This is a genomic window from Pseudomonas sp. M20 (assembly GCF_045037865.1).
Lineage (GTDB): Bacteria > Pseudomonadota > Gammaproteobacteria > Pseudomonadales > Pseudomonadaceae > Aquipseudomonas.
In genome coordinates, this window is the sequence record NZ_CP173611.1 from 410,859 (window position 1) to 431,972 (window position 21,114).

Annotated in this window: 18 protein-coding genes; 7 read left to right on the forward strand and 11 right to left on the reverse strand. The window is 59.5% G+C overall.

Translation table 11 applies throughout. The annotated features are described in order from the left end of the window. Positions 1–69: 69 nt before the first annotated feature. A complete protein-coding gene (gene pobA / locus ACI514_RS01810; protein ID WP_405124185.1) occupies positions 70–1,254 on the reverse strand; it encodes a 4-hydroxybenzoate 3-monooxygenase in 1,185 nt (394 codons plus the stop codon). A 186-nt stretch (positions 1,255–1,440) separates the two neighbouring features. On the opposite strand from pobA, the gene ACI514_RS01815 reads away from it, so the two are divergent. Continuing rightward, positions 1,441–2,325 (forward strand): helix-turn-helix domain-containing protein, encoded by an 885-nt coding sequence (locus ACI514_RS01815; protein ID WP_160059214.1) that lies wholly within the window; start codon positions 1,441–1,443, stop codon positions 2,323–2,325. Positions 2,326–2,401: 76 nt separating this feature from the next. Here ACI514_RS01815 and ACI514_RS01820 read toward each other — a convergent pair whose 3' ends face one another. Beyond that, the gene (locus ACI514_RS01820) at positions 2,402–2,578 is read right to left on the reverse strand and encodes a hypothetical protein (RefSeq protein ID WP_008085463.1); all 177 of its coding nucleotides are present in this window, start codon (positions 2,576–2,578) and stop codon (positions 2,402–2,404) included. A 107-nt stretch (positions 2,579–2,685) separates the two neighbouring features. Next, a complete protein-coding gene (locus ACI514_RS01825) occupies positions 2,686–3,618 on the reverse strand; it encodes a LysR family transcriptional regulator (RefSeq protein ID WP_160059213.1) in 933 nt (310 codons plus the stop codon). Positions 3,619–3,732: 114 nt separating this feature from the next. Between ACI514_RS01825 and ACI514_RS01830 the strand changes: the two genes are divergently transcribed. Together ACI514_RS01830 and ACI514_RS01835 are read left to right on the forward strand one after the other, a co-directional pair. After that, positions 3,733–4,611 (forward strand): MBL fold metallo-hydrolase, encoded by an 879-nt coding sequence (locus ACI514_RS01830; RefSeq protein ID WP_405122979.1) that lies wholly within the window; start codon positions 3,733–3,735, stop codon positions 4,609–4,611. 46 nt (positions 4,612–4,657) lie between these two features. After that, the gene (locus tag ACI514_RS01835) at positions 4,658–5,272 is read left to right on the forward strand and encodes an NAD(P)-dependent oxidoreductase (RefSeq protein WP_160059211.1); all 615 of its coding nucleotides are present in this window, start codon (positions 4,658–4,660) and stop codon (positions 5,270–5,272) included. A gap of 196 nt (positions 5,273–5,468) precedes the next feature. Here the strand turns inward: ACI514_RS01835 and ACI514_RS01840 are convergent, their stop codons facing one another. Next, the gene (locus ACI514_RS01840) at positions 5,469–6,350 is read right to left on the reverse strand and encodes a LysR substrate-binding domain-containing protein (RefSeq protein ID WP_160059210.1); all 882 of its coding nucleotides are present in this window, start codon (positions 6,348–6,350) and stop codon (positions 5,469–5,471) included. Between the two features lie 229 nt (positions 6,351–6,579). Here ACI514_RS01840 and ACI514_RS01845 point away from each other — a divergent pair, with 229 nt between their 5' ends. Beyond that, positions 6,580–8,214, forward strand: coding sequence for a 5-guanidino-2-oxopentanoate decarboxylase (locus tag ACI514_RS01845; protein WP_405122980.1), 1,635 nt, complete (start codon positions 6,580–6,582; stop codon positions 8,212–8,214). Then, positions 8,211–9,662, forward strand: coding sequence for an aldehyde dehydrogenase family protein (locus ACI514_RS01850; RefSeq protein ID WP_405122981.1), 1,452 nt, complete (start codon positions 8,211–8,213; stop codon positions 9,660–9,662). The genes ACI514_RS01845 and ACI514_RS01850 overlap by 4 nt, the downstream gene beginning before the upstream one ends. Positions 9,663–9,971: 309 nt before the next feature. Here ACI514_RS01850 and ACI514_RS01855 read toward each other — a convergent pair whose 3' ends face one another. Beyond that, positions 9,972–10,901, reverse strand: a complete 930-nt coding sequence (locus ACI514_RS01855; protein ID WP_102901084.1) for an AraC family transcriptional regulator — start codon at positions 10,899–10,901, stop codon at positions 9,972–9,974. A 397-nt stretch (positions 10,902–11,298) separates the two neighbouring features. Between ACI514_RS01855 and ACI514_RS01860 the strand changes: the two genes are divergently transcribed. Continuing rightward, on the forward strand, positions 11,299–11,652 hold the full coding sequence (locus ACI514_RS01860) for a putative quinol monooxygenase (protein ID WP_093430529.1): 354 nt from the start codon (positions 11,299–11,301) through the stop codon (positions 11,650–11,652). 44 nt (positions 11,653–11,696) lie between these two features. Beyond that, positions 11,697–11,939, forward strand: coding sequence for a hypothetical protein (locus ACI514_RS01865; RefSeq protein ID WP_095048247.1), 243 nt, complete (start codon positions 11,697–11,699; stop codon positions 11,937–11,939). Positions 11,940–11,943: 4 nt separating this feature from the next. Here the strand turns inward: ACI514_RS01865 and ACI514_RS01870 are convergent, their stop codons facing one another. The 6 genes from ACI514_RS01870 to ACI514_RS01895 form a co-directional block, all read right to left on the reverse strand. Beyond that, positions 11,944–12,573: a flavin reductase family protein gene (locus ACI514_RS01870; protein ID WP_397482360.1), complete on the reverse strand. Its 630-nt coding sequence runs from the start codon at positions 12,571–12,573 to the stop codon at positions 11,944–11,946. 259 nt (positions 12,574–12,832) lie between these two features. Then, complete coding sequence (locus ACI514_RS01875; RefSeq protein WP_405122982.1) at positions 12,833–13,108, reverse strand: hypothetical protein; 276 nt, start codon at positions 13,106–13,108, stop codon at positions 12,833–12,835. Positions 13,109–13,489: 381 nt separating this feature from the next. Further along, on the reverse strand, positions 13,490–14,809 hold the full coding sequence (locus ACI514_RS01880) for an MFS transporter (RefSeq protein ID WP_093430526.1): 1,320 nt from the start codon (positions 14,807–14,809) through the stop codon (positions 13,490–13,492). Between the two features lie 386 nt (positions 14,810–15,195). Continuing rightward, positions 15,196–16,524 (reverse strand): sigma-54 dependent transcriptional regulator, encoded by a 1,329-nt coding sequence (locus tag ACI514_RS01885; protein WP_160059207.1) that lies wholly within the window; start codon positions 16,522–16,524, stop codon positions 15,196–15,198. Next, positions 16,524–18,284 carry an ATP-binding protein gene (locus ACI514_RS01890; RefSeq protein WP_405124186.1) on the reverse strand — a complete coding sequence of 587 codons (1,761 nt, stop codon included), beginning with the start codon at positions 18,282–18,284 and terminating at the stop codon, positions 16,524–16,526. The genes ACI514_RS01885 and ACI514_RS01890 overlap by 1 nt, the downstream gene beginning before the upstream one ends. 109 nt (positions 18,285–18,393) lie before the next feature. Continuing rightward, complete coding sequence (locus ACI514_RS01895; RefSeq protein ID WP_405122983.1) at positions 18,394–21,096, reverse strand: RHS repeat domain-containing protein; 2,703 nt, start codon at positions 21,094–21,096, stop codon at positions 18,394–18,396. Positions 21,097–21,114: the final 18 nt, after the last annotated feature.

Genomic DNA, 21,114 nt, shown 5'->3' on the forward strand with positions numbered 1-21,114 from the left:
TGCGGGCAGTGAGAGTCCCGCAGATCGTCAGGCGAGCGGGGATGCTCGCCAGTGTAAGTCGGTAGCAGGCTATTCGATAGCCTCGTACGGAAGTCCGACGTAATTTTCTGCAATGGTTTTTCGCCCTGCTTCTGAACTGACAAAGTAGTCCAGTTCCGAAGCGCTGATGCGCTGGCTGAAGTCATCGTGATCATCGAAGCGGTGCAGCATGGAAGTCATCCACCAGGAAAAGCGCTCGGCCTTCCATACTCGGCGCAGGCAGATTTCCGAGTATTTCTCCAGCAGATCGGTGCGATCGTCGCGGTAAACCTTCAGCAGAATATTGAACAGCGTGCTGACGTCACTTGCCGCCAGGTTCAAACCCTTGGCGCCAGTGGGCGGGACGATATGTGCCGCGTCGCCGATCAGAAACATCCGCCCGTACTGCATCGGCTCAACGACAAAACTGCGCAGCGGCGCGATGCTTTTTTCAATCGACGGGCCGGTGACCAGTTTTTCGGCAAGCTCCACTGGCAGGCGTTTTTTCAATTCATCCCAAAAGCGCTGATCGCTCCAGGCATCGACGTTTTCATCCGCCGGCACTTGCAGGTAATAACGTGTGCGGGTGGCCGAGCGCATGCTGCACAAGGCAAAGCCGCGTTCATGACGGGCGTAGACCAGCTCCTCATGCACCGGCGGCGTGTCGGCGAGAATTCCCAGCCAGCCAAACGGATAAACCCGCTCGAACACTTTCAGGCTATCGGCCGGAATCGATTGGCGAGCGACGCCGTGGAAACCGTCGCAACCGGCGATGTAATCGCAATCGACGCGAAAGGTTTCGCCGTCCTTTTCGAAGGTGACAAAAGCTTCGTCGCTTTTCATGCCATGAGGAACGACATCGCGTGCCTGGTAAATCGTCAGCGCGCCAGTCTCCCGACGAGCGGCCATCAGGTCACGAGTCACTTCAGTCTGACCGTAGATCATCACCGTCTTGCCGCCAGTCAGCGCGTGCAGATCGATGTGCACCTGACGCCCGTCCAGGGCCAGATCGAAACCGCCATGCACCAGCCCTTCGGCGTCCATGCGCCGACTCACGCCAGCCTGACGCAACAGCTCTACCATGCCTTGTTCAAGCACACCGGCGCGGATACGGCCGAGTACATAATCGGGAGTCTGGCGTTCGAGGATGAGGGTATCGATGCCGGCGTTGTGCAACAACTGGCCGAGGAGCAATCCGGACGGACCGGCGCCAATAATGGCGACTTGGGTTTTCAGCGTTTTCATTGTTTTTATGACTCGCAAGCTTCACGCGGCCAAGACCGGTGAATGATTTTTATGGATCGAGTGCTTGCATTTTTCCCTTGCGGGTCTGTCAATTGAAGGTGAAAACTGAGCCGATACCTGTACATTCTGCCAATCGGTGCGATTATCGCCCACAACCCCGAGGCCTGGATTGAAGTGATGAACAAGCCTGAGCTGCCTTCGATTCCAGTGTTCAAGCTCTACGGTGAAAGCCTGGACTGGCCGACCCCTGACTTGCTGCACTGTGAAACCATTTCCTCCCGCAGTCGCGAACATGAGTGGGAAATCAAACCCCACCGCCATGCTGATTTGTGCCAATTACTCTTCGTCTTCAAAGGTCAGGCAGAGCTTGAGATCGAAGGGCAACGCACGCAACTCCAGACCCCGGCGATTCAGGTGCTGCCACCGTTGTCGGTGCACGGCTTTCGTTTTTCCGAAGACGTCGAAGGGTTCATCGTTACCCTCGCCACACCACTGATCAACCACTTGCAGGCGCAACTGGGCGATTCGGTACATGCGCTGGCCAGCGCGGAAAACTACCCGGCAGGCAACGACGGCGATTACCTCAACAGCCTTTTTTCGGCGTTGCAGGCTGAATATAACGGTCATCAACCGGCGCGGGAAATGCTCATGCATTCGCTGGTCAGCGTGATCATGGTCTGGGTCAGTCGGCAGGCGATCGTGCGGCACAAAGCCAGTCAGCGGCCGCAACGTCAGCGCGAATACCTCAATGGCTTTATTCAGTTGGTCGAGGAGACTTATCGCCAGCACGTGAAGGTCGAAGACCTGGCCCATCGATTGGGCATTTCGGTGTCGCACCTCAATGGCACCTGCCGTGAGCTGGCCGGGCAACCAGCGTTGCAGATCATGCATGAACGGCAGTTGCTGGAGGCCAAGCGCTTGCTGACCTACACCAGCATGACGATTTACGAGATGTCGGAGTTGTTGGGGTTTTCCGATCCGACCAACTTCACGCGCCTGTTTCGGCGCCGGGTGGGGATATCGCCAAAGGCTTTCCGCGACAGCCTGAAGGCCGAGCAATAACCCTCTAAGCGCTGCGGTCTACTGTGGGAGCGAGCAGGCTCGCTCCCACACAGAATCGCATTCCAGCCCAGATGATTCAGCGCAATGCGTTCAGCGTGGCATTGTGCGGAATGCACCGCTCGAAGTTGCAGCTCGCATACTCGCGCGGCAGCTGTCGCAGCTGTTCGACCCGCCAGGCAGCGGTGCCGTACAGCGCCAGCGTGGCGGCGCAGGTAATGAAAATCGCGAAGTACCTTCTTGTTTTGATGTTCATGGCGTAGACCTCTGAACGACATACCCTGCGGTATTACTTTCAGCATAGGTCAGGTAAGGGCAGCTGCAAGCTTGGAGCGGCAAGCGTCAAGATGAATTACGGTGCAGCTAGCTCGCAGCTTGTGGCTTGACGCTTGACGCTGCTTCATCCCATTCGGGATTTTCGGGAAATCTGAGCACCAGGAAATCCAGCATGCTGCGCAGCGCTGCCGGCATGTGTTTGCGCGAGGCGTACACCGCGTAGATGTTCATTTGTCGTGGTTCGGCATGCGGCAGCAGGCGGACCAGTTCACCGCTGTGAATATGCACACCGGCCTGATAGGTCGGCAGCATCGCCACCCCGGCGCCGGCCAGCGTCGCGCGCAATAATGTGCTGGCCTCGTTGGCGCTGATATTGCCCTGCACCGGTACTGAAACCGGTTCGCCATCCTCCTCGAAATGCCACAGGCTCTTGCCGAAATACGAGTGCGTAAGGCAGTTGTGTCGGCTCAGTTCCTCGACCCGCAACGGCGCCGCTTGCTCCTGCAGATAAGCCGGTGCGGCGCAGACTACCGAACGACAAACTGTCAGGCGTCGGGCGATCAGATTCGGGTCGAGATCGTTACTGGTGCGAATTGCCAAGTCGATGCGCTCATCCACCAGATTCACCGTGCGATCGAGCATTTGCAGATCGATGCTCACACCGGGATAGCGTTTGACGTAAGCGGCCATCGCGTCGGCCAGTTGCGCCTGCCCGAACGAGGTGCTGACGCTGATTCGCAGCAAGCCGCGCGGTGCATCGTGGGGTTCGCTGACCGCCGCCTGCATGTCCGTCGACAGTTCGAGCATCTGCCGACAGCGCGGCAGGATTTCGCTGCCGGCGGCGGTCAGGCTCAATTTGCGCGTGGTGCGGTGCATCAGGCGGGCGCCGACCCAATCCTCCAGCTCCGCCAGATAACGTGAAACCACCGGTCGCGAAAGGTCCAGATGATCAGCCGCAGCCGACTGACTGCCCAGATCCACCACCGTGACAAACACCCGCATTGCTTGGAGACGATCCATTATTTGCCCGCTTTCAGAAACAAACTATGTTCAAGCATCGCATTTTTTGTACTGAGTCAGGCAACTAAGCTCTGTCCCATCGCCAAACACGGCATTCGGACACCGGAGCAACAGATGATCGGCTTCACCACACTCAAACGCTTTCTGCTCGCCACCGCTTCCCTGGGTTTCGCCGCGCATGCAGCGGCGGCCAACCTCACCCTCGACGTCTATAACCCAGGGACAAAGGCGATTTTCCCGGTGACCTCGGTGCTGATCAGCGGCGAGAAAGACGCGATCCTCGTTGATGCGCAATTCGGCAAATCCCAGGCTGAACAAGTCGTGGAAAAGATCCGCGCCAGCGGCAAGCACCTGACCACCATTTACATCAGCCACGGTGACCCGGATTACTACTTCGGCCTCGACACCCTGACTCAGGCGTTCCCCGACGCCAAGGTGCTGGCTTCGCAACCGACCGTCGATCACATCAACAAAACCTTCGCCGGCAAACTGGCCTTCTGGGGCCCGAAAATGGGCGCTGACGTTCCGGCGAAAACCATCGTGCCGGGTGTGCTCAAGGGCGACAACCTGATGCTCGAAGGGCAGAAATTGCAGGTTGTCGGCCTGGACGGCAAACAACCGGATCGCAGTTTTGTGTGGATTCCGTCGCTCAAGGCCGTGGTCGGTGGTGTGGTTGTCGCCGAGAACATCCATGTGTGGATGGCTGACACCCAGACCGCACAATCTCATGCCGACTGGCTGGAAACCCTGCACTCGATCGAAACCCTCAAGCCGAACACCGTGGTGCCAGGTCACTACTTGGGCGACAGCAGCCGTTCGCTGGCCAGCGTGAAATTCACCGCCGACTACATTAAGGCTTTCGACGCGGAAACCGCCAGGGCCAAAGACTCCACCGCACTGATCGCCGCGATGAAAAAGCGCTACCCGAAGCTCGGCGAAGAAAGCTCGCTGGAGCTGAGCGCGAAAGTCGCCAAGGGCGAAATGCAGTGGTAAGCCGATTTACGAAACCGCAGCACTCTCAAGCCAACTGGAGAATGTCATGAGCAAGATCGCAATCATTGGTGCCACCGGCCGTGCCGGTAGCCAACTGCTGGAAGAAGCCCTGCGTCGCGGCCATAGCGTTACCGCTATCGCCCGCGACACCTCGAAGATCGGCGCCCGTGCTGGTGTGCTCAGCAAGAATGTCGATGTGCTGGATTCGGCTGCGCTGCAAGACGCAGTGGCCGGTCACGATGTGGTGATCACCGCCGCGCATTTCGCCACAGTGCCAGCGGCGGCGATTGTCGGGCCAGTGAAGCAGGCGGGTGTGAAGCGTTTGCTGGTGGTCGGCGGTGCCGGTTCGTTGTTGCTGCCGGACGATACGCGAGTGATCGACAGCGCGGGTTTCCCGGCAGAGTACAAAGCTGAAGCCAGTGCCGGTGCGGCGTTTCTTGAGGCGTTGCGTCAGGAGCAGGATCTGGACTGGACCTTCCTGTCCCCGTCGGCAGAGTTTGTTGAAGGTGAGCGCACGGGTAGTTTCCGTGTCGGCCAGGATCATTTGCTGGTGAGTGCCGAGGGGCGTAGCTGGATTACCTTTGCTGACTACGCGATTGCGCTGATCGACGAAGTGGAAACTCCGAAGCATTCGCGTCAGCGGTTTACTGTCGGGTATTGAGTGAAACCTCGCCCCTCACCCCAGCCCTCTCCCGAAGGAGAGGGAGCCGACCGAGTTGTCTGGCGTTGTACATCGACCTGAGTGATCGAGTCGATTATGGATTCGGTACAGCATTTTCAGGTCGGTGTATTTCTTCAGCAACCCACAATCAGTCCCCTCTCCCTCTGGGAGAGGGTTAGGGTGAGGGAAAAAAGCCTCACCGCCAATGCGCCTGCTCAACCAACCAGATCATCAATTCTTCCAGCTGCGGCGAAGGCTCGGTTCCCGTAGGCACCACCATGTAATACGCCAGCCCCGTCTTCACCTTCAAATCAAACGGCATCACCAGCCGCCCCGCGCGCAAGTCATCACCAATCAACGACCAATCGCCGATCGCCACCCCCGTCCCGTGCGACGCCATCGACATCGCCTGATCCAGCGTTTCGAAATGCTGGCCGCTGCCGATGTTGTTCAGCCGCAGCTCAGCCGCGTTCAGCCACACCGACCAATCCTGAATATCGTGAGTGGGGTGCAGCAGCAGATGCTGTTGCAGATCCGCTGGTGAATTCAACGCAGGCGAACCTTTGAGCAAAGCCGGTGAACAGACCGGCGTCAGTTGCTCATCAAACAGGTGCAAGGCGCCCGGGGAGTTATCCGGTGGCGGGCCGTAGATCACCGCTGCATCAAATTGCTCGCGCTGAAAGTCCACGCCGTGTTGCAGCGAGGCGGTGAGTTTTACCGGCACGTCCGGACGTTCTTTCTGCCATTGCAGCAAGCGCGGCAGCAGCCAGCGCATCACGCAGCTCGGCGCTTTGAGTTGCAGGGTTTCGCGCTGCAGGCCGATTTGCTCGGTGGCTTCGCTGATCAGGCCGAAGACTTTTTCCACACGCGGTAGCCATTCACGTCCTTCGGCGGTCAGCGCCAGGCCACGGGCCAGGCGGATGAACAGCGGATAACCGAGATGCGCTTCCAGCCCGGCGATCTGTCTGCTCACTGCGCCCTGGGTGATGTGCAACTGCTCGGCGGCGCGGGTGAAGTTGCAGCACTGCGCGGTAATCAGAAACGTGTGCAGGGCGGGCAGGGGAGGCAGGCGTTTCATGGGGATCCAAGGTATGACGTGAGGACATGGCTAGTATGACTTTTAATCGATTGTTGCCGCTACCTGCCGACCGTTCCAATGAAGCCATGAAGGGCTCTTTGTAGGAGTGAGCCTGCTCGCGATAGCGGTGAGTCAGTCACCGCAATGTTGAATGTACAGACGCCATCGCGAGCAGGCTCACTCCTACAGAAAGGCTCTGTGTCTTCAGCGAACAAGAAGGGCAATCGACATGGCGACGTGTGGCGAAGTACTGGTCAAGTTACTCGAAGGTTACGGGGTCGAGCTGGTGTTCGGCATTCCCGGGGTGCACACCGTGGAGCTGTATCGCGGGCTGGCGCGTTCGAGCATTCGTCACGTCACCCCGCGGCATGAGCAGGGCGCCGGGTTCATGGCCGACGGCTACGCGCGCACCGCTGGCAAACCGGGCGTGTGCTTCATCATCACCGGCCCGGGCATGACCAACATCACCACCGCCATGGGCCAGGCCTACGCCGATTCGATCCCGATGCTGGTGATCTCCAGTGTGCAATCGCGCAGTCAGTTGGGCGGTGGGCGCGGCAAGCTGCATGAATTGCCGAATCAGAGCGCACTGGTCGCAGGTGTTGCGGCGTTCTCGCATACCTTGATGTCCGCCGCCGAATTACCAGTGGTGCTGGCGCGTGCGTTTGCTTTGTTTCAGGCCGGTCGTCCACGTCCGGTGCACATCGAAATACCGTTGGACGTGCTGGTCGAAAACACCGATGAATTGCTCGCCAGTGTGCCGGTCAATATCGACCGCGCCGGCGCTGCGCCAGCGGCCGTCAAACGCATGAGCGAGCTGTTGGCTGAAGCCAAACGTCCGCTGATTCTGGCCGGTGGCGGTGCCATCGACGCAGCGCCCGAGCTGACCAGACTTGCCGAGTTGCTCGACTCTCCGGTGGCGCTGACGATCAATGCCAAAGGCATGCTGCCGGGCAGCCATCCGCTGCTGATCGGTTCGACTCAGACGCTGGTTGCCACCCGCGCGCTGGTGGCTGATGCCGATGTGGTGTTGGCCATCGGCACTGAACTGGCTGAGACCGATTACGACGTCACTTTCGCTGGCGGTTTCGAGATTCCCGGCAAACTGCTGCGCATCGATATCGACGCCGATCAAACCGTGCGCAACTACCCGCCGCATCTGGCGCTGGTGGCCGATGCGCGCAACGCCGCGCAAGCTTTGTTGAACATGCTGTCGCAGCAAAAGCTCGGCGAGCGCAGCAGCGATTGGGGGCAGGCCCGCGCCGGCAAACTGCGCGCCGAACTGGCCGCAAGCTGGGATGCACCGACCCTCGCGCAAACCCGTTTCCTCGACACCGTACTCGATGAGTTGCCCACCGTATTCGTCGGCGACTCGACGCAACCGGTGTACACCGGCAATCTGACGTTCAACCCGGATCATCCGCGTCGCTGGTTCAATGCCTCGACCGGTTACGGCACGCTTGGTTACGCCTTGCCGGCAGCGATTGGTGCCTGGCTCGGCGGCCAAACCGACCAAGGCGCACGCCCTCCGGTGGTGTGCCTGATCGGCGACGGCGGCCTGCAATTCACCCTGCCGGAACTGGCCAGCGCCGTCGAAGCGCGGGTGCCGGTGATCGTCCTGTTGTGGAATAACCAGGGCTACGAAGAGATCAAGAAATACATGCTCAACCGCGCCATCAAGCCGGTCGGCGTGGACATCTACACCCCGGATTTCGTCGCTGTGGCGAAGGGCCTCGGCTGCGCGGCTGAAGCGATCAGCAGCATCGAACAACTGCGCACCGCGTTGCGCAGTGCAAGCGATCGTCAGGGCCCGACCCTGATTGAAATCGACCAGAGCCAATGGATGAAGGCGGTGGCGCAATGAGCAGTTTCCCAACCACACTCGACGGCCTCTACATCAACGGCCAATGGTCGGCCGGCCGCGAACATCTGCGGGTGATCAACCCGGCCACCGAAGCACTGCTGACCACGGTCAATGGCGGTGACGAGCACGCCGTCGACCAAGCCGTTGCGGCCGCCAGCGAAGCCTTCAAGAGCTGGTCGAAAACCAGCGGTGCCGAGCGCGGCGCAATCCTGCGCAACATCGCCAATGGCGTGCGCAACGGTCGCGAGCACTTGATGAAATTGCAGTCGAGCAACAATGGCAAACCGCAGTTCGAAGCGGCTATCGATGTCGATGACGTGATCGCCACATTCGAGTACTACGCCGAACTCGCTGAAGGCCTCGACGCCCAACAGGACAGCAACGTGCCGCTGCCCAGCGATGATTTCAGCGCACGCCTGCGCCGCGAACCGTGCGGAGTGGTCGGGCTGATCGTGCCGTGGAATTTCCCGATGGTCACCACGGCGTGGAAACTCGCGCCGGCCCTCGCCGCCGGTTGCTGCGTGGTGCTGAAACCGTCGGAAGTCACGCCGCTACCGGAGCTGGAGCTGGCGGCGATCATCGCGGAATCGGGTCTGCCGAACGGCGTGTTCAATCTGGTCTGCGGTACCGGTTTGGCGGTCGGTGCGCCGTTGTCGGCAGATCCGCGTATTGCCAAGATTTCCTTTACCGGCAGCAACGCAGTCGGCGTGCAAGTGATGCAGCGCGCAGCGGAAACGGTTAAGGGTGTCAGCCTGGAGTTGGGCGGTAAATCTTCGCTGCTGGTGTTGGTGGATGCAGATCTCGATCTGGCGGTTGAGCTGGCCTGTGGCGGCGCATTTTTCAACGCCGGGCAGATGTGTTCGGCCACCAGTCGTGTGCTGGTGGCTGATGAGCTGGAAGAGGAATTCCTCCGCCGTTTGCACAAGCGTGCACAAGCGATTCGGGTTGCCGATCCGTTTGACCCGAACGTGGAAATGGGCGCGCTGGTTAATCAGGCGCAGTATCAGCGAGTGCTTGGGCACATCGATCGTGGCTTGAGCGCGGGTGCGCGATTGATCTGTGGCGGCAATCGCCCGGCGGATCTGCCGCGCGGCTATTTCTTGCAGCCGACAGTGTTTACCGATGTGCCGCTGGACAGCGCGCTGTGGTGTGAAGAAATTTTCGGGCCGGTGTTGTGTGTGCGCGGTTTCGCCACTGAAGCGCAGGCGATTGCCTTGGCCAATGACACGCCGTTTGGCTTGGTAGCCAGTGTTGTGACGAGCGATGCCGCTGCGGCGGATCGCGTGGCCAATGCCTTGCAGGCGGGGATGGTTTGGATCAATGCGCCGCAAGTGATTTTCCCGCAGGCGGCGTGGGGCGGGTACAAGCAGAGCAGTATTGGTCGTGAGCTGGGGCCTTGGGGCCTGGCCGCGTTTCAGGAAATCAAACACGTAATCCGGGCGGTGTAAAAGCCGACCCTCACCCCAGCCCTCTCCCGGAGGGAGAGGGGGCCGACCGAGGTGTCTGGCGCTGTCCATCGACCTGAAAAATCCGGTCGATTATGGATTCGTCAAAGCACTTGGAAAGCCGACCCTCACCCCAGCCCTCTCCCAGAGGGAGAGGGGGCCGACCGAAGTGTCTGGCGCTGTCCATCGACCTGAGAGATCGAGTCGATTATGGATTCGGTGAAGCATTTTCAGGTCGGTGTATTTCCTGAATATCCCCCAATCAGTTCCCTCTCCCTCCGGGAGAGGGTTAGGGTGAGGGGCTTCTAACGGTCACACCGAAAGTCGCAACCGCGCCAGATCCCTTAACGGCGGCGCACCAAACAGCCGGCTGTATTCGCGGCTGAATTGCGACGGACTCTCATACCCCACCCGATACCCCGCCGCCGACGCTTCCAGCCCCTCCGCCAACATCAACCGCCGCGCTTCCTGCAAGCGCAACTGCTTCTGATACTGCAGCGGACTCATCGCCGTCATCGCTTTGAAGCGGTGATGCAAGGTCGACACACTCAGATTCACTTCTTTCGCCAGATCATCAATACGCAATGGCTGTTCAAAGTTGCCGTTGAGCCATTTGATCGCCTGGCTGATGCGATGACTCTGGCTGTTGGCAATCGCGATTTCATACAAGCGATGCCCCTGCGGACTGCGCAGCAGGCGATAAAGAATCTCCCGGCGAATCAGCGGCGCGAGCATGGCGATGTCTTTCGGCGCATCGAGCAGACGGGCCAGACGCAACACCGCATCGAGCATGGAGCTGTCGATTTGCTCGACATACAAACCACGCCCGGTTGGCCGGGTTGGTACACCCATGGGACCTGCGTCGGCGATCAGTGCGGTGATTTCTGTCGGGTCGATATCCAGGCGCACGGCGAGGATCGGATCCTCCGGCGATACGTTGACCACGCGCCCACTCAGCGGCATTGAAACCGACACCACCAGATAATTCAGCGGGTCGTAATTGAAGTACTCGTCGGCCAGCCGCACCTCTTTGCGTCCCTGCGCCATGATGCACAGCGCCGGTTGCGCGAGCACCGGGGCAAAGTCGTGGGATTTTGTGTGGCGCGACATGAACAGCGAGCCAATGGCGGTCTCGTAGCTGCCATCGTCAGTGGTGTTGCGGCGGATGATCGCCGCCAGTTCCGCACGCTGTTTTTCCATGTCAGCGCTGGGTTCGGCTTGAAAACGATCGAATGACGTCATGCACGGCATCCTCGGCAGGAGAGGTGGAATGGAGCAGAGCATATGTTTGTGCAAGCGCGAGCGGTAGACACATCCTGCGAAATGCTTGCCTGATTCTGCCCCGGGGTGTCTCCGCGCCTGTCGCGATCCAACCCTGTAGGAGCTGCCGAAGGCTGCGATCTGTTGATCTTTAAAGCAAAATCAAAAGATCGCAGCCTTCGGCAACTCCTACACAAAACGCGTATGACAGACGTGTTGCACAGGTTTACAGGTTGTTACAGGTTCTGCATGCAGTCTCGCAGGATTGTGCAACGCGGCGGCAGGAATCGACTAACGGCGGCGGGCGTGCGGCCCTTAACCTTTGATCCTGTCGCAGCCCGTCCCCCGGCTGCCACGCGACTCCCTGGGAGGGTTGAACATGTCCAAGCAGATTCCCGTCAGTCATATGGCCTTCGTTCGAGCGCGCGCCGGGCGTTCGGCGGAACTCGGTGTACGCCTCAGTGCGTTGATCGAGCCGTCCCGCGCCGCCCCCGGTTGCCTGAGCTTTGCCTTGCAGCATTCGCAGTGTGATCCCGAGTTGTGGCTGGTCTCCGGCTTCTGGAGCAGTCAGCAAATGATGACCAACTATTTCAACAGCCCGTCGATGGAAATCTTCGCCGAGTTGGTGCAGGAACTGGTGGTCAACAGCCTCGACTTCCACACCTTCAAGGACGTGTCGGCGGCACAAGCCCTCGGTCAGTGCCCGGCGCCGGTACACAAACTCGTCGGTTGAGGGTTTAATGTCCGGCTTAATTTGTCTGAGCCGGGATGTGTGACATGGCACGTAAAGAGTTCGAACACTTCGAAGCAGTTTCCGCAGTCGTCCCCGTCGAGTTGGGCGGCAACAAGGGCTATCACGCGGCAATCGCGGTCAAGGCCCTGGTCGATGGCGGCGCACCACGCTTTCACAAACTGCTGAATGATCAGATCTTCCCCGGCGCCATTGCCGCCGATGAAGCGGCGATCAATGAGCTGGATAACCTCAAGGGCGTCACTGAAGACGCCGAGTTGATCTGGTAACGCGTTACTTGTTGGCGCCCGGCCGCCACATCTTGAACAGGGCCTCAGGCCCCAGTTGGAAATAATCGGCCGGCCCGCCGCCGCGCAGAATCGGTTCTGCCGCGGCGGTGTCGTAGATGCCGTCCTTCAACAGCCACTTGGCAATGTGCACGGCGACCACTTCGCCGAGGACCAGCCAGCTCGGCACCGTCTCGCCATCGGCACGCTGCAACTGAATGATCTGGGTGACCTTGCACTCGAAGGACACCGGACTTTCGGCTACGCGCGGCACCGAGATCACCTTTGACGCGACCGTCGTCAATCCTGCCAATTCGAATTCATTGACCTCAGGCGCGACCATCGCGCAGCTCTGGTTCATCTGCTCGGCCAGCGGCCGGGTGGCGAGGTTCCAGGCAAATTCGCCGGTCTGCTCGATGTTGTTCAGGCTGTCTTTGCGCCCGACGCTGGAGAAACCAATGATCGGCGGAATGTAGTTGAAGGCGTTGAAGAAGCTGTACGGCGCCAGGTTGAGCTGACCATTGGCATCCTGCGAGGAAATCCAGCCGATCGGGCGCGGACCGACGATAGCGTTGAACGGATCGTGGGGCAGACCGTGGCCGTTGGCGGGTTCGTAGAAGTGGATGTCATCGGGCATGGTGGGTGAATTCCTGAGGCTGCGTTTCGGATGCAGCCATAGTGCAAGGACGCCCCGCATATTTCCAGCCAGACGCAAAACCCCGTGTAGGAGTGAGCCTGCTCGCGATAGCGGTGTGTCAGTTGATAGATGTTTGACTGACCCGCCGCTATCGCGAGCAGGCTCACTCCTACAAGGGTTTGTGTGGAATTCAGAAATCTTCATCCCCCAGAAATGACTAAGCCCGGCCAAGGCCGGGCTGTGGAGGAACTGCGCTGTGTTAGCTGATGGCAGCAGCAGTGCCGGTTTTATCGAAGCCGTCAGCCGCGACCGTTTTACCCAGGTTGGTTTTGTCGAAACCATCGGCAGCAACAGCTTTGCCAATATTGGTTTTATCAAAACCGTCAGCGGCATAAGTACCGGTGTGGCTGGTTTCGATGGCGGCGCTGGCGCCGTTGATGAAATCGGCGGATTTGGTGCGATCCGAGCCGTCGGCAGCAAAGGTATTAGCGGCCAGTACGGAAAGGGTCAGGGCGAGGATCAGTTGGGTTTTCATGTCGGTTACTCCAGATTCGTTGGCGGGTGTGTCTTGCATGGGTCTAATGCTACGCCAACTAAATTGATTAAAAAGCGCAAATTGATGCTAAAAACAATCGATTAAATTGATGTTAAGGGCGGCGCAAAATATTCGCTTTCGTCGTCGGAGCGAGCGTCGCGCAGGTCATCGATCAGGTGATTGCACAATGAACGGGCAGCATTAATTAGCGATTAATCGCTCTGCGGCGTGTGTAAGGGATTTTTCATGCAGGTTTGGATAACGCGTTGACCCAATCGCGAGCAGGCTCGCTCCCACAGGGAAATGCCTTCCAGATGTGGGAGCGAGCCTGCTCGCGAAGAGTCCATCACAGCCACCATTGCAGTGGCTGTGAAAACCCGATCAGTCAGTAACGATGCGCGAATGCTTCTGGGTGTCCTTCATGGTGATATACACCAGCAACGATACGGCGATGCACGCCGTCACGTACCAGTAGTAACCGGTTTCCATGCCGATGCTCTTGAACCACAGCGCGATGTATTCGGCGGTGCCGCCGAAGATCGATACGGTCAGTGCGTACGGCAGGCCGACGCCCAGGGCGCGGATTTCAGTCGGGAACAATTCAGCTTTGACCACCGCGTTGATCGAGGTGTAGCCGCTGACGATGATCAGCGCCGCCATGATCAGGAAGAACGCGCCCCACCAGGTCTGAATGGTGTGCAGGGTCATCAGGATTGGCACGGTGAAGATCGTCCCCAGCACGCCGAAGGCAATCAGGATCGGACGACGACCGATCTTGTCCGACAGGCCGCCGATGATCGGCTGCAGGCACATGAACAGGAACAGCGTGGCGGCAGAAATGGTGGTCGAGTCGGAGATGCTCATGCCGACCGTGTTCACCAGGTATTTCTGCATGTAAGTGGTGTAGGTGTAGAACGCCAGGGTGCCGCCCATGGTCAGGCCGACCACGGTCAGCAGCTCTTTGGGGTGGCGCATCAAGGTGCGCATGGCGCTTTCCTTGGACTTTTCTTTCTTGGTGAACGACTCGGTTTCTTCCATGCCGCGACGCAGGTAAAGCGCCACGACTGCACACAGCGCGCCGATGGCGAACGGAATACGCCAGCCCCACGCGTACAGCTGTTCAGTGGTCAGCACGTTCTGCAGCACGATCAGTACGCCCAGCGCGATGAGCTGGCCGGAGATCAGTGTTACGTACTGGAAGCTGGAGAAGAAGCCGCGACGTTCCTTGGTCGCCATCTCCGAGAGATAGGTCGCCGAGGTGCCATATTCACCACCGACTGACAGGCCTTGCAGCAAACGCGCGAACACCAGCAGGATCGGCGCGCCGATGCCGATGGTTTCGTAGTTCGGGCTGAGGGCGATCAGCAGCGAGCCGAAGCACATCAGGTAGACCGAGGCCATCAAGGCTTTTTTACGGCCGACCTTGTCGGCGTACATGCCCATCAGCCAGCCACCGATCGGACGCATCAGAAAGCCGACGGCGAAAATCGCGGCGGTGTTCATCAGTTGGGCGGTGGTGGAACCGGCAGGGAAGAAGGTTTTCGCGAAGTACAGGGAGAAGGCGGCATACACGTACCAGTCGTACCACTCGACCATGTTGCCGACGGAACCGCTGAAGATCGATTTGATCCGGCTGGCGGTGGTTCTTTCTTTGGCGGGCGCGGCAGCCGACCCAAGTGGCAGGGCGTTGGAGTTATCCATTGAAGGATCCTTCGTTTAATTGTTTTTGTGGAGCGCGTTGGAACGCAGCCTGCGAGGGCTATAGCAGGAGGTGTGCCAACGGGGGGAGGGCCGGTTTAGAGGGGGGGGGCGGGATTGGGTGAGCGGATTTGTGCCGATGGATCTGATTGTGTGAGCGGATTTCCGCTTATTGGAGCTGAGATCAAAAGCCCCTCACCCTAGCCCTCTCCCGGGGGGAGAGGGGACTGACCGCGGTGTTCTTGAGGGTTACGCCGACCTGGAATATCGAGTCGAACTCAGGTTTGAAAAGCATGAAGATCGGCTCCCTTTCCCCCCTCTCCCCCTTGAGGGAGAGGGCTGGGGTGAGGGGGATGGATTCCAGCCACACAGAAAGTCCCAAGCCCGACTCACTCGCTCAGAAACATCTCCCGACTCAACCCATGCCGCTGCAGTTTTTCATTGAACGTGCGGCGCGGCAGTTGCAACTCTTCAAGCACCGCTTTCACATCGCCCTTGTGCCGGGTCAGCGCTGCACGCAAACACTGCGCCTCAAACGCCTCCTGTTGCGCCGCCAGCGATTGCCCCGGATCAATTCCCGGCGCAGGCTCATCCAGCCCCAACACCTGGCGTTCGGCAACGTTGGCCAGTTCGCGCACGTTGCCCGGCCAGTCGTGGCTGAGCAGATGACTCAACTGCGCGCCACTCAAGGGTGGAAAGGTCCGCCCCAAGCGTTCAGCGGCATTGTGGGCGAAGGTTTCGAACAGCAACGGGATGTCTTCGCGGCGATCGCGCAACGGCGGCAAGCGCAGTTCGGCGACGTTCAGGCGATAGGCCAGATCCTCGCGAAAACGCCCGGCCCGAGCCTCGTCGAGCAGATCCGGTTTGGTCGCCGCGACAATCCGCAGATCGACACGAATGCTCTGGTTCGATCCCAGCCGTTCAAGCTTCTGCTCCTGCAATACGCGCAGCAGTTTGACCTGTTGCGCCAGCGGCATGCTTTCGATCTCATCGAGAAACAAGGTGCCGCCATCGGCGTATTCGAGTTTGCCGATGCGCTTGCCCGAAGCTCCGGTAAACGCGCCGCTTTCATGACCGAACAACTCGGCCTCGAACAGTTGCTCAGGAATCGCCGCGCAGTTCAGCGCCACGAACGGCTTGGCCGCGCGCGGGCCGAAATCATGCAGGCAACGTGCAACCAGTTCCTTGCCGCTGCCGGTTTCACCACGGATCAATACGTTGACCGGCAACGCCGCCAGGTCCAGCACTTGCCGACGCAGGGTCTGCAAACCACGCGACACGCCGAGCAATGTCGAATCAAGTTTCGCGCGGTTGTCGGCCTGTTCGTGCAGCGCACGGTTTTCCAGAATCAGACGACGTTTGTCCAGCGCCCGGCGCAAGCTGCCAAGCAGGGTTTCCGGACTGAACGGTTTTTCCAGAAAGTCATAGGCACCGTCGCGCATCGCCTCGACGGCCATCGGTACATCGCCATGACCGGTGAGCAGAATCACCGGCAGATCAGCGTCGCGTTTTTGCACCTCGGCCAATAACGCCAGCCCGCCCATGCCGGGCATACGGACGTCGCTGAGGATCACCCCGGCAAAATGTGCGGGCAGGGCGGCGAGGCAGTCTTCGGCGCGGCTGAACAACTGCACCTCGAACCCCGACAGGCTCAGCCACTGCTCGACGGCGCTGCGAATGCTGCTTTCGTCATCGACCACCATTACCGAATTGAGCATCAGATACGCGCCTCCAGATCGATCGGCAAAGTCAGGCTGAACACCGCGCCACTGTCGCCATTCTCGGCGCTCAGACGACCGCCGGATTCATGCACGATGGCGAAGGATACCGCCAAACCGAGGCCCAGGCCGTCACCCACCGGTTTGGTGGTGAAAAACGGATCGAAGACCTGGCCCAAATGGTCTTCGGCAATGCCACCGCCATTGTCGCTGACGCTCAGGCGCCACAGTTGTTCATCGGCTTCCAGACGGATCTGCAGACGCTTGCAGGGTTTGCCCTGCATCGCATCGAGGGCGTTGCGCAGCAGGTTGATCAGCACCTGTTCGAGACGAATCGCATCACCGCGCACCCACGCCGGACGCGTCAGGTGCAACACCAGACTGACCTGTTCGTCGCGCAGCCGCGCATCGAGCAACTGCAATGATTGATCGACCACCGTCGCCAGATCCAGCCGTTCGCGCAAGCCGCTGGGACTTTTGCGTGCGAAGGTTTTCAGGTGGCCGGTGAGGGCGGCCATGCGCGTGAGCATCTCGTCCACCGGTTTCAGCGCCTTATAGGCATCGTCGACCCGGCCATGGTCGAGCAGCAGGCGCAAGGTCGCCAGTTGCATGCGCTGAGCGGTCAGCGGCTGATTGATTTCATGGGCCAGCGCGGCGGACATTTGGCCGAGCGCGGCGAGTTTGGCCGATTGCACCAGACCGTCCTGCGCGGTACGCAAGTCGCGGGTGCGTTCTTCCACCAATTGTTCAAGCTCTTCGCGGTTACGCTGGCGAATCTTCGACAGGCGCCAGCGCTGGTTGAGAAACAGCAACAGAAACACCAGCGCCAGCCACACCCCGGCGGCGGCCAGTCCGGCGTTGCGCAGATCTTCGAACGCTACTTGCGGATGACGCAGCAGATGCAGGGTCCAGCCTTCGGCGCTCAGGGGCAGTGATTCCCATAGATAATCCGCTGTGCCCTCGGGGCCTTCGACACGGCGCAGATCACTGTTGTCATCGAAGCGACGCAGCGATAAATGAGTCAAGGGCTGCAGCGATTGCTTGTCGTACTGCCGGGTGGCTTTGATCTCATCCATGTCGCGGGCGCTCAACGGCCGTAACGCGCGATAACGCCAGCCGGGCTGATTGGCGATGAAGATGATCCCGCGCGCATCGCTGACCAGCAGCGTGTCATTGCCCTGGCTCCACTCGCGTTCCAGCTCGGGGAATTCCAGCTTGACCACCATCGCGCCGAGGAACTCGTCGTTATCGCCAAGTACCGCGCTGGAGAGGAAGTAGCCGGGAATTCCGCTGGTCACGCCCACCGCGTAAAAACGCCCGGTGCCTTGGGTACGGGTCTGACTGAAGTAGGGGCGGAAACCGTAATTGTGGCCGACGTAACTGCTCGGCAGACGCCAGTTGCTCGCCGCCACGGCCAGACCGGTGTGATCGAGCAGTTCAAGAGTCGAGGACTGCGCCGCGCCGTTGATCTTTTCCAGCTTGAGATTCAGCGCCGCCTGTTCGTCGGCATCGACCGGCCCAGCCAGCGCCGAACGCAATTGCGGGTCCAGCGCCAGTACGGCGGGCAGGGCGCGGTAGCGGTCGATCAGGGTGTGCAGGGAGTTGGCGTACAACGCCAGTTGCTGGTTGGCGCGTGCGGCGTCTTCTTCCAGCGCCTGACGTTCGGCGTGGCGGATAGCAAGCGTGGCGGCAAGCGCCGCGCCGGCGATGATCAGCAGGGTATACAACGACAGACGCAGGGTACGGGAAGTCGGCAGCATGCTGGGCGAAGGGTCGGCAGGACGGGCGGGCACGATAGCATGGGCCGGGATTGTCTCCCATGAATGCGTGCCACCCTGAAAAAACCGGCGACGGGCGCTCGAGCTGACGTTACGCGTACGTCTCATTTTTGGCTTGTGTAAACGACTCGCTCCTGCTGCGCCGATATGAGCTGGATCTGCGCGCACTTGTCGCTCCTGTGGCACCAGGAGGCACGAAGGTACCCTCCGAATCGAGAACAAGCACCACTGGGGATCCCGCGCTGGCGACCGGATTGCCCCCCGTATCTTCCGCTACTTTCCTTACCTCAGTGATTGACTCAAACGGATCCATCCCTTCTCTCATCAGTTTCAATACACGGCGTTGTAGCTCGGGGGAGAGTGAATCAAACTGACTATAGAATGTTGTCTGAATACGGTCCGGATAGGCTTCGAGGGTGTCGGCGAAGTTTTTGATGCTGTCGATCAGGGCTTTGCCACCTTTGATAAAATCCTCTGCGCCTTCCGCCAGGTTTGAAACCGTCTGGCCTAGTGTATTCAAGCCATCTTTGAGTTCCTGCGTGTGCAGCGTCTCCGCCAGCTTCAAACCCTTCTTGAAAAAGTGGTAGCGAAGTACCGGGAAAACGATTGCACCCGCAATCGTTCCTGCGACTGAACCTATGACGTTGCCAATGCCCGGTACTGCGGTGCCAATAAAGCCGCCAATGACCATACCTTTCCCGGCGCCATAAAAGACTGATTTGATGCCGTGCCTGGATTTGATGAATTCGCCAAACGTCATACGTTCGCGAAGTTCTTCGATGTTCGCGCCCTCCGGGACCAAACCATCGAATTCGGTGGTTAAATTGTGCAACTGTTCTGTCGCTGTTTTTGCGCTATTGAATATACCGACGGCTTGTTTGATCAAGTCGAAAACAACTTTTGAAGTCCCCGTCTGGTCGACATGGAGCACTGGGTTGTTGCCGACAAAACCATAGAGATTCAACCCGTCCACATCTCCCGCCGGATCCGCACTGATCCAGCGCTGTAGCCACGGTGCGTAATATCTGGCGCCGTAGTAATACAGCCCACTGATATCCATCTCCTTGCCCGAATAACGGATGAATCTGTAACTCACCTCTACTTCGTTGCGACAAGCCATCCACGCCGTTTCGCCGAAGGGGTAATAGCCTTCCTGGCTGATCACTTGTGCCTGTTGATCGAGTTCCATGACACAGGAGCCAAGGTGGTCTTCGAGGCTGTAACGCAGTTGCTCGTTGTCGATGCCTTCGGGTTTTTTCGCCACCCAATGCAGGCAGCGCGCGTTACCGAGATTGATGACGTGCAGTTCTTCGCCGTTATCCCGCGTACGGATTTCCAGACCTGGCAGGTAGCGCACCTGCTGGAAATGTTCGGTGCTGGCGGTGAAGGTTTCGTAGTGTTTGAGGACACGTGTGCCTTGACTGTAGTCGTAGTGCTCGGCATCACTGCGCTCGTTTGCGCGCACTATCAGGGTCACCTTTTGCACTTCGTTGCGGGCGTTCCAGGTGATCGGTTGTCCCGGTTGCACCGTTTGCTGATTGCCGTGTCGATCAAACAGGACATCGAACACCGGTTCTGCATCACCCGGTTTCCAGCGCACTCCGCGATTGCTGTTCGGGTCGATGCGCATCTGCCGAGTAGAATTGTTGCCGGCGCGCACGTGGCGAAGTTCGATCAGGTTGCCGCCACGATCGTACTTATACGTCCGGGTGTAGTTGAGGCGATTGTTCGGGTCGCCCGGTTGCGGCAGGCCGGGTATGTCGGAGGGCGGGGCGTCGTCGTAACCCGTGGCACTGGTCACGCGGGAAAGTGAGTCGTAAATGAAATCGCGATGGCCGTCGATGAACTGATTGGCGAAATATCGTGGCTGGAAGACGTGGTCTTCGATGCGGGTGATATTGCCGACGCGGTCGTAAAAGTATTCGAAGTCTTGCAGGACATCGCCGCCGCTCTTGCGGCTGGACTGGGTGTGCAGGCGACCGTCCGCCGGGTCATAGCTCCATTGGCTGAGGACCTTGTTGCCGGCCAGTTGCTCGGTGATCTGCTCGGCCGCGTTGTACTGCGCGTCCAGTATCACCGGTTGCCAATCGGTCTTGCCGTTGATCAGCAACTGCGTGTGTTTGAGTTGCCCGGCGAGACCATAGCGCGACTGTTGCCGATGGCCGCCGGCATCGGTCTGCTCCAGCAGCGCGCCCAATGGGCTGAAAACCTGATGACGGGTGAACGCTGCGTCATCGTGGAAGGTGCGCGTCTCTTGCCGCGGCTGGCCGGTGAGGGCGAAGCTGTCGGCGCGCAGCGAACCCGAGCGGTCCTGCTGTTCCAGCAACTGGCCGCGCTGGTTGTGCCCGGCATCGGCCGAGGCATCGGCGTAGGTGAACACATCGACATCGGCCTCGGCGTTTTCCTCGACGGCCACGATGTGCAATTGCTCATCGAAGCGCGTACGCCAATGGCTGCCACGTTCATCCCAGCGCTGTAAAGGTTCACCGGCCAGGCCTGGCAGAGTGAGGCGCCAGCCAGCGTCGACGCTGTCGATTTTCAGTGCCTCGCCGGCGAAGTTGTAGATCCTGCTCAGATTGGGGCAGGACGTAATATCGAACAGCCGTGGATCGCATTGTTCTACCAAGTGTCCGGCAGGGTTGTGGCGGTGGCGGGTGATTAGTGGCTCAACTTCTCCATCCCACGTTGCACGTAGATATGCGATATGTCTGACCGCGACTAACCGAGGATCCTTAGCCTGCACGGTAGGTGTACGGAAATGCGTTGATCTATTCATGGAGAGGGCGCTCGCCATTCATCCAGCCGCGAAACC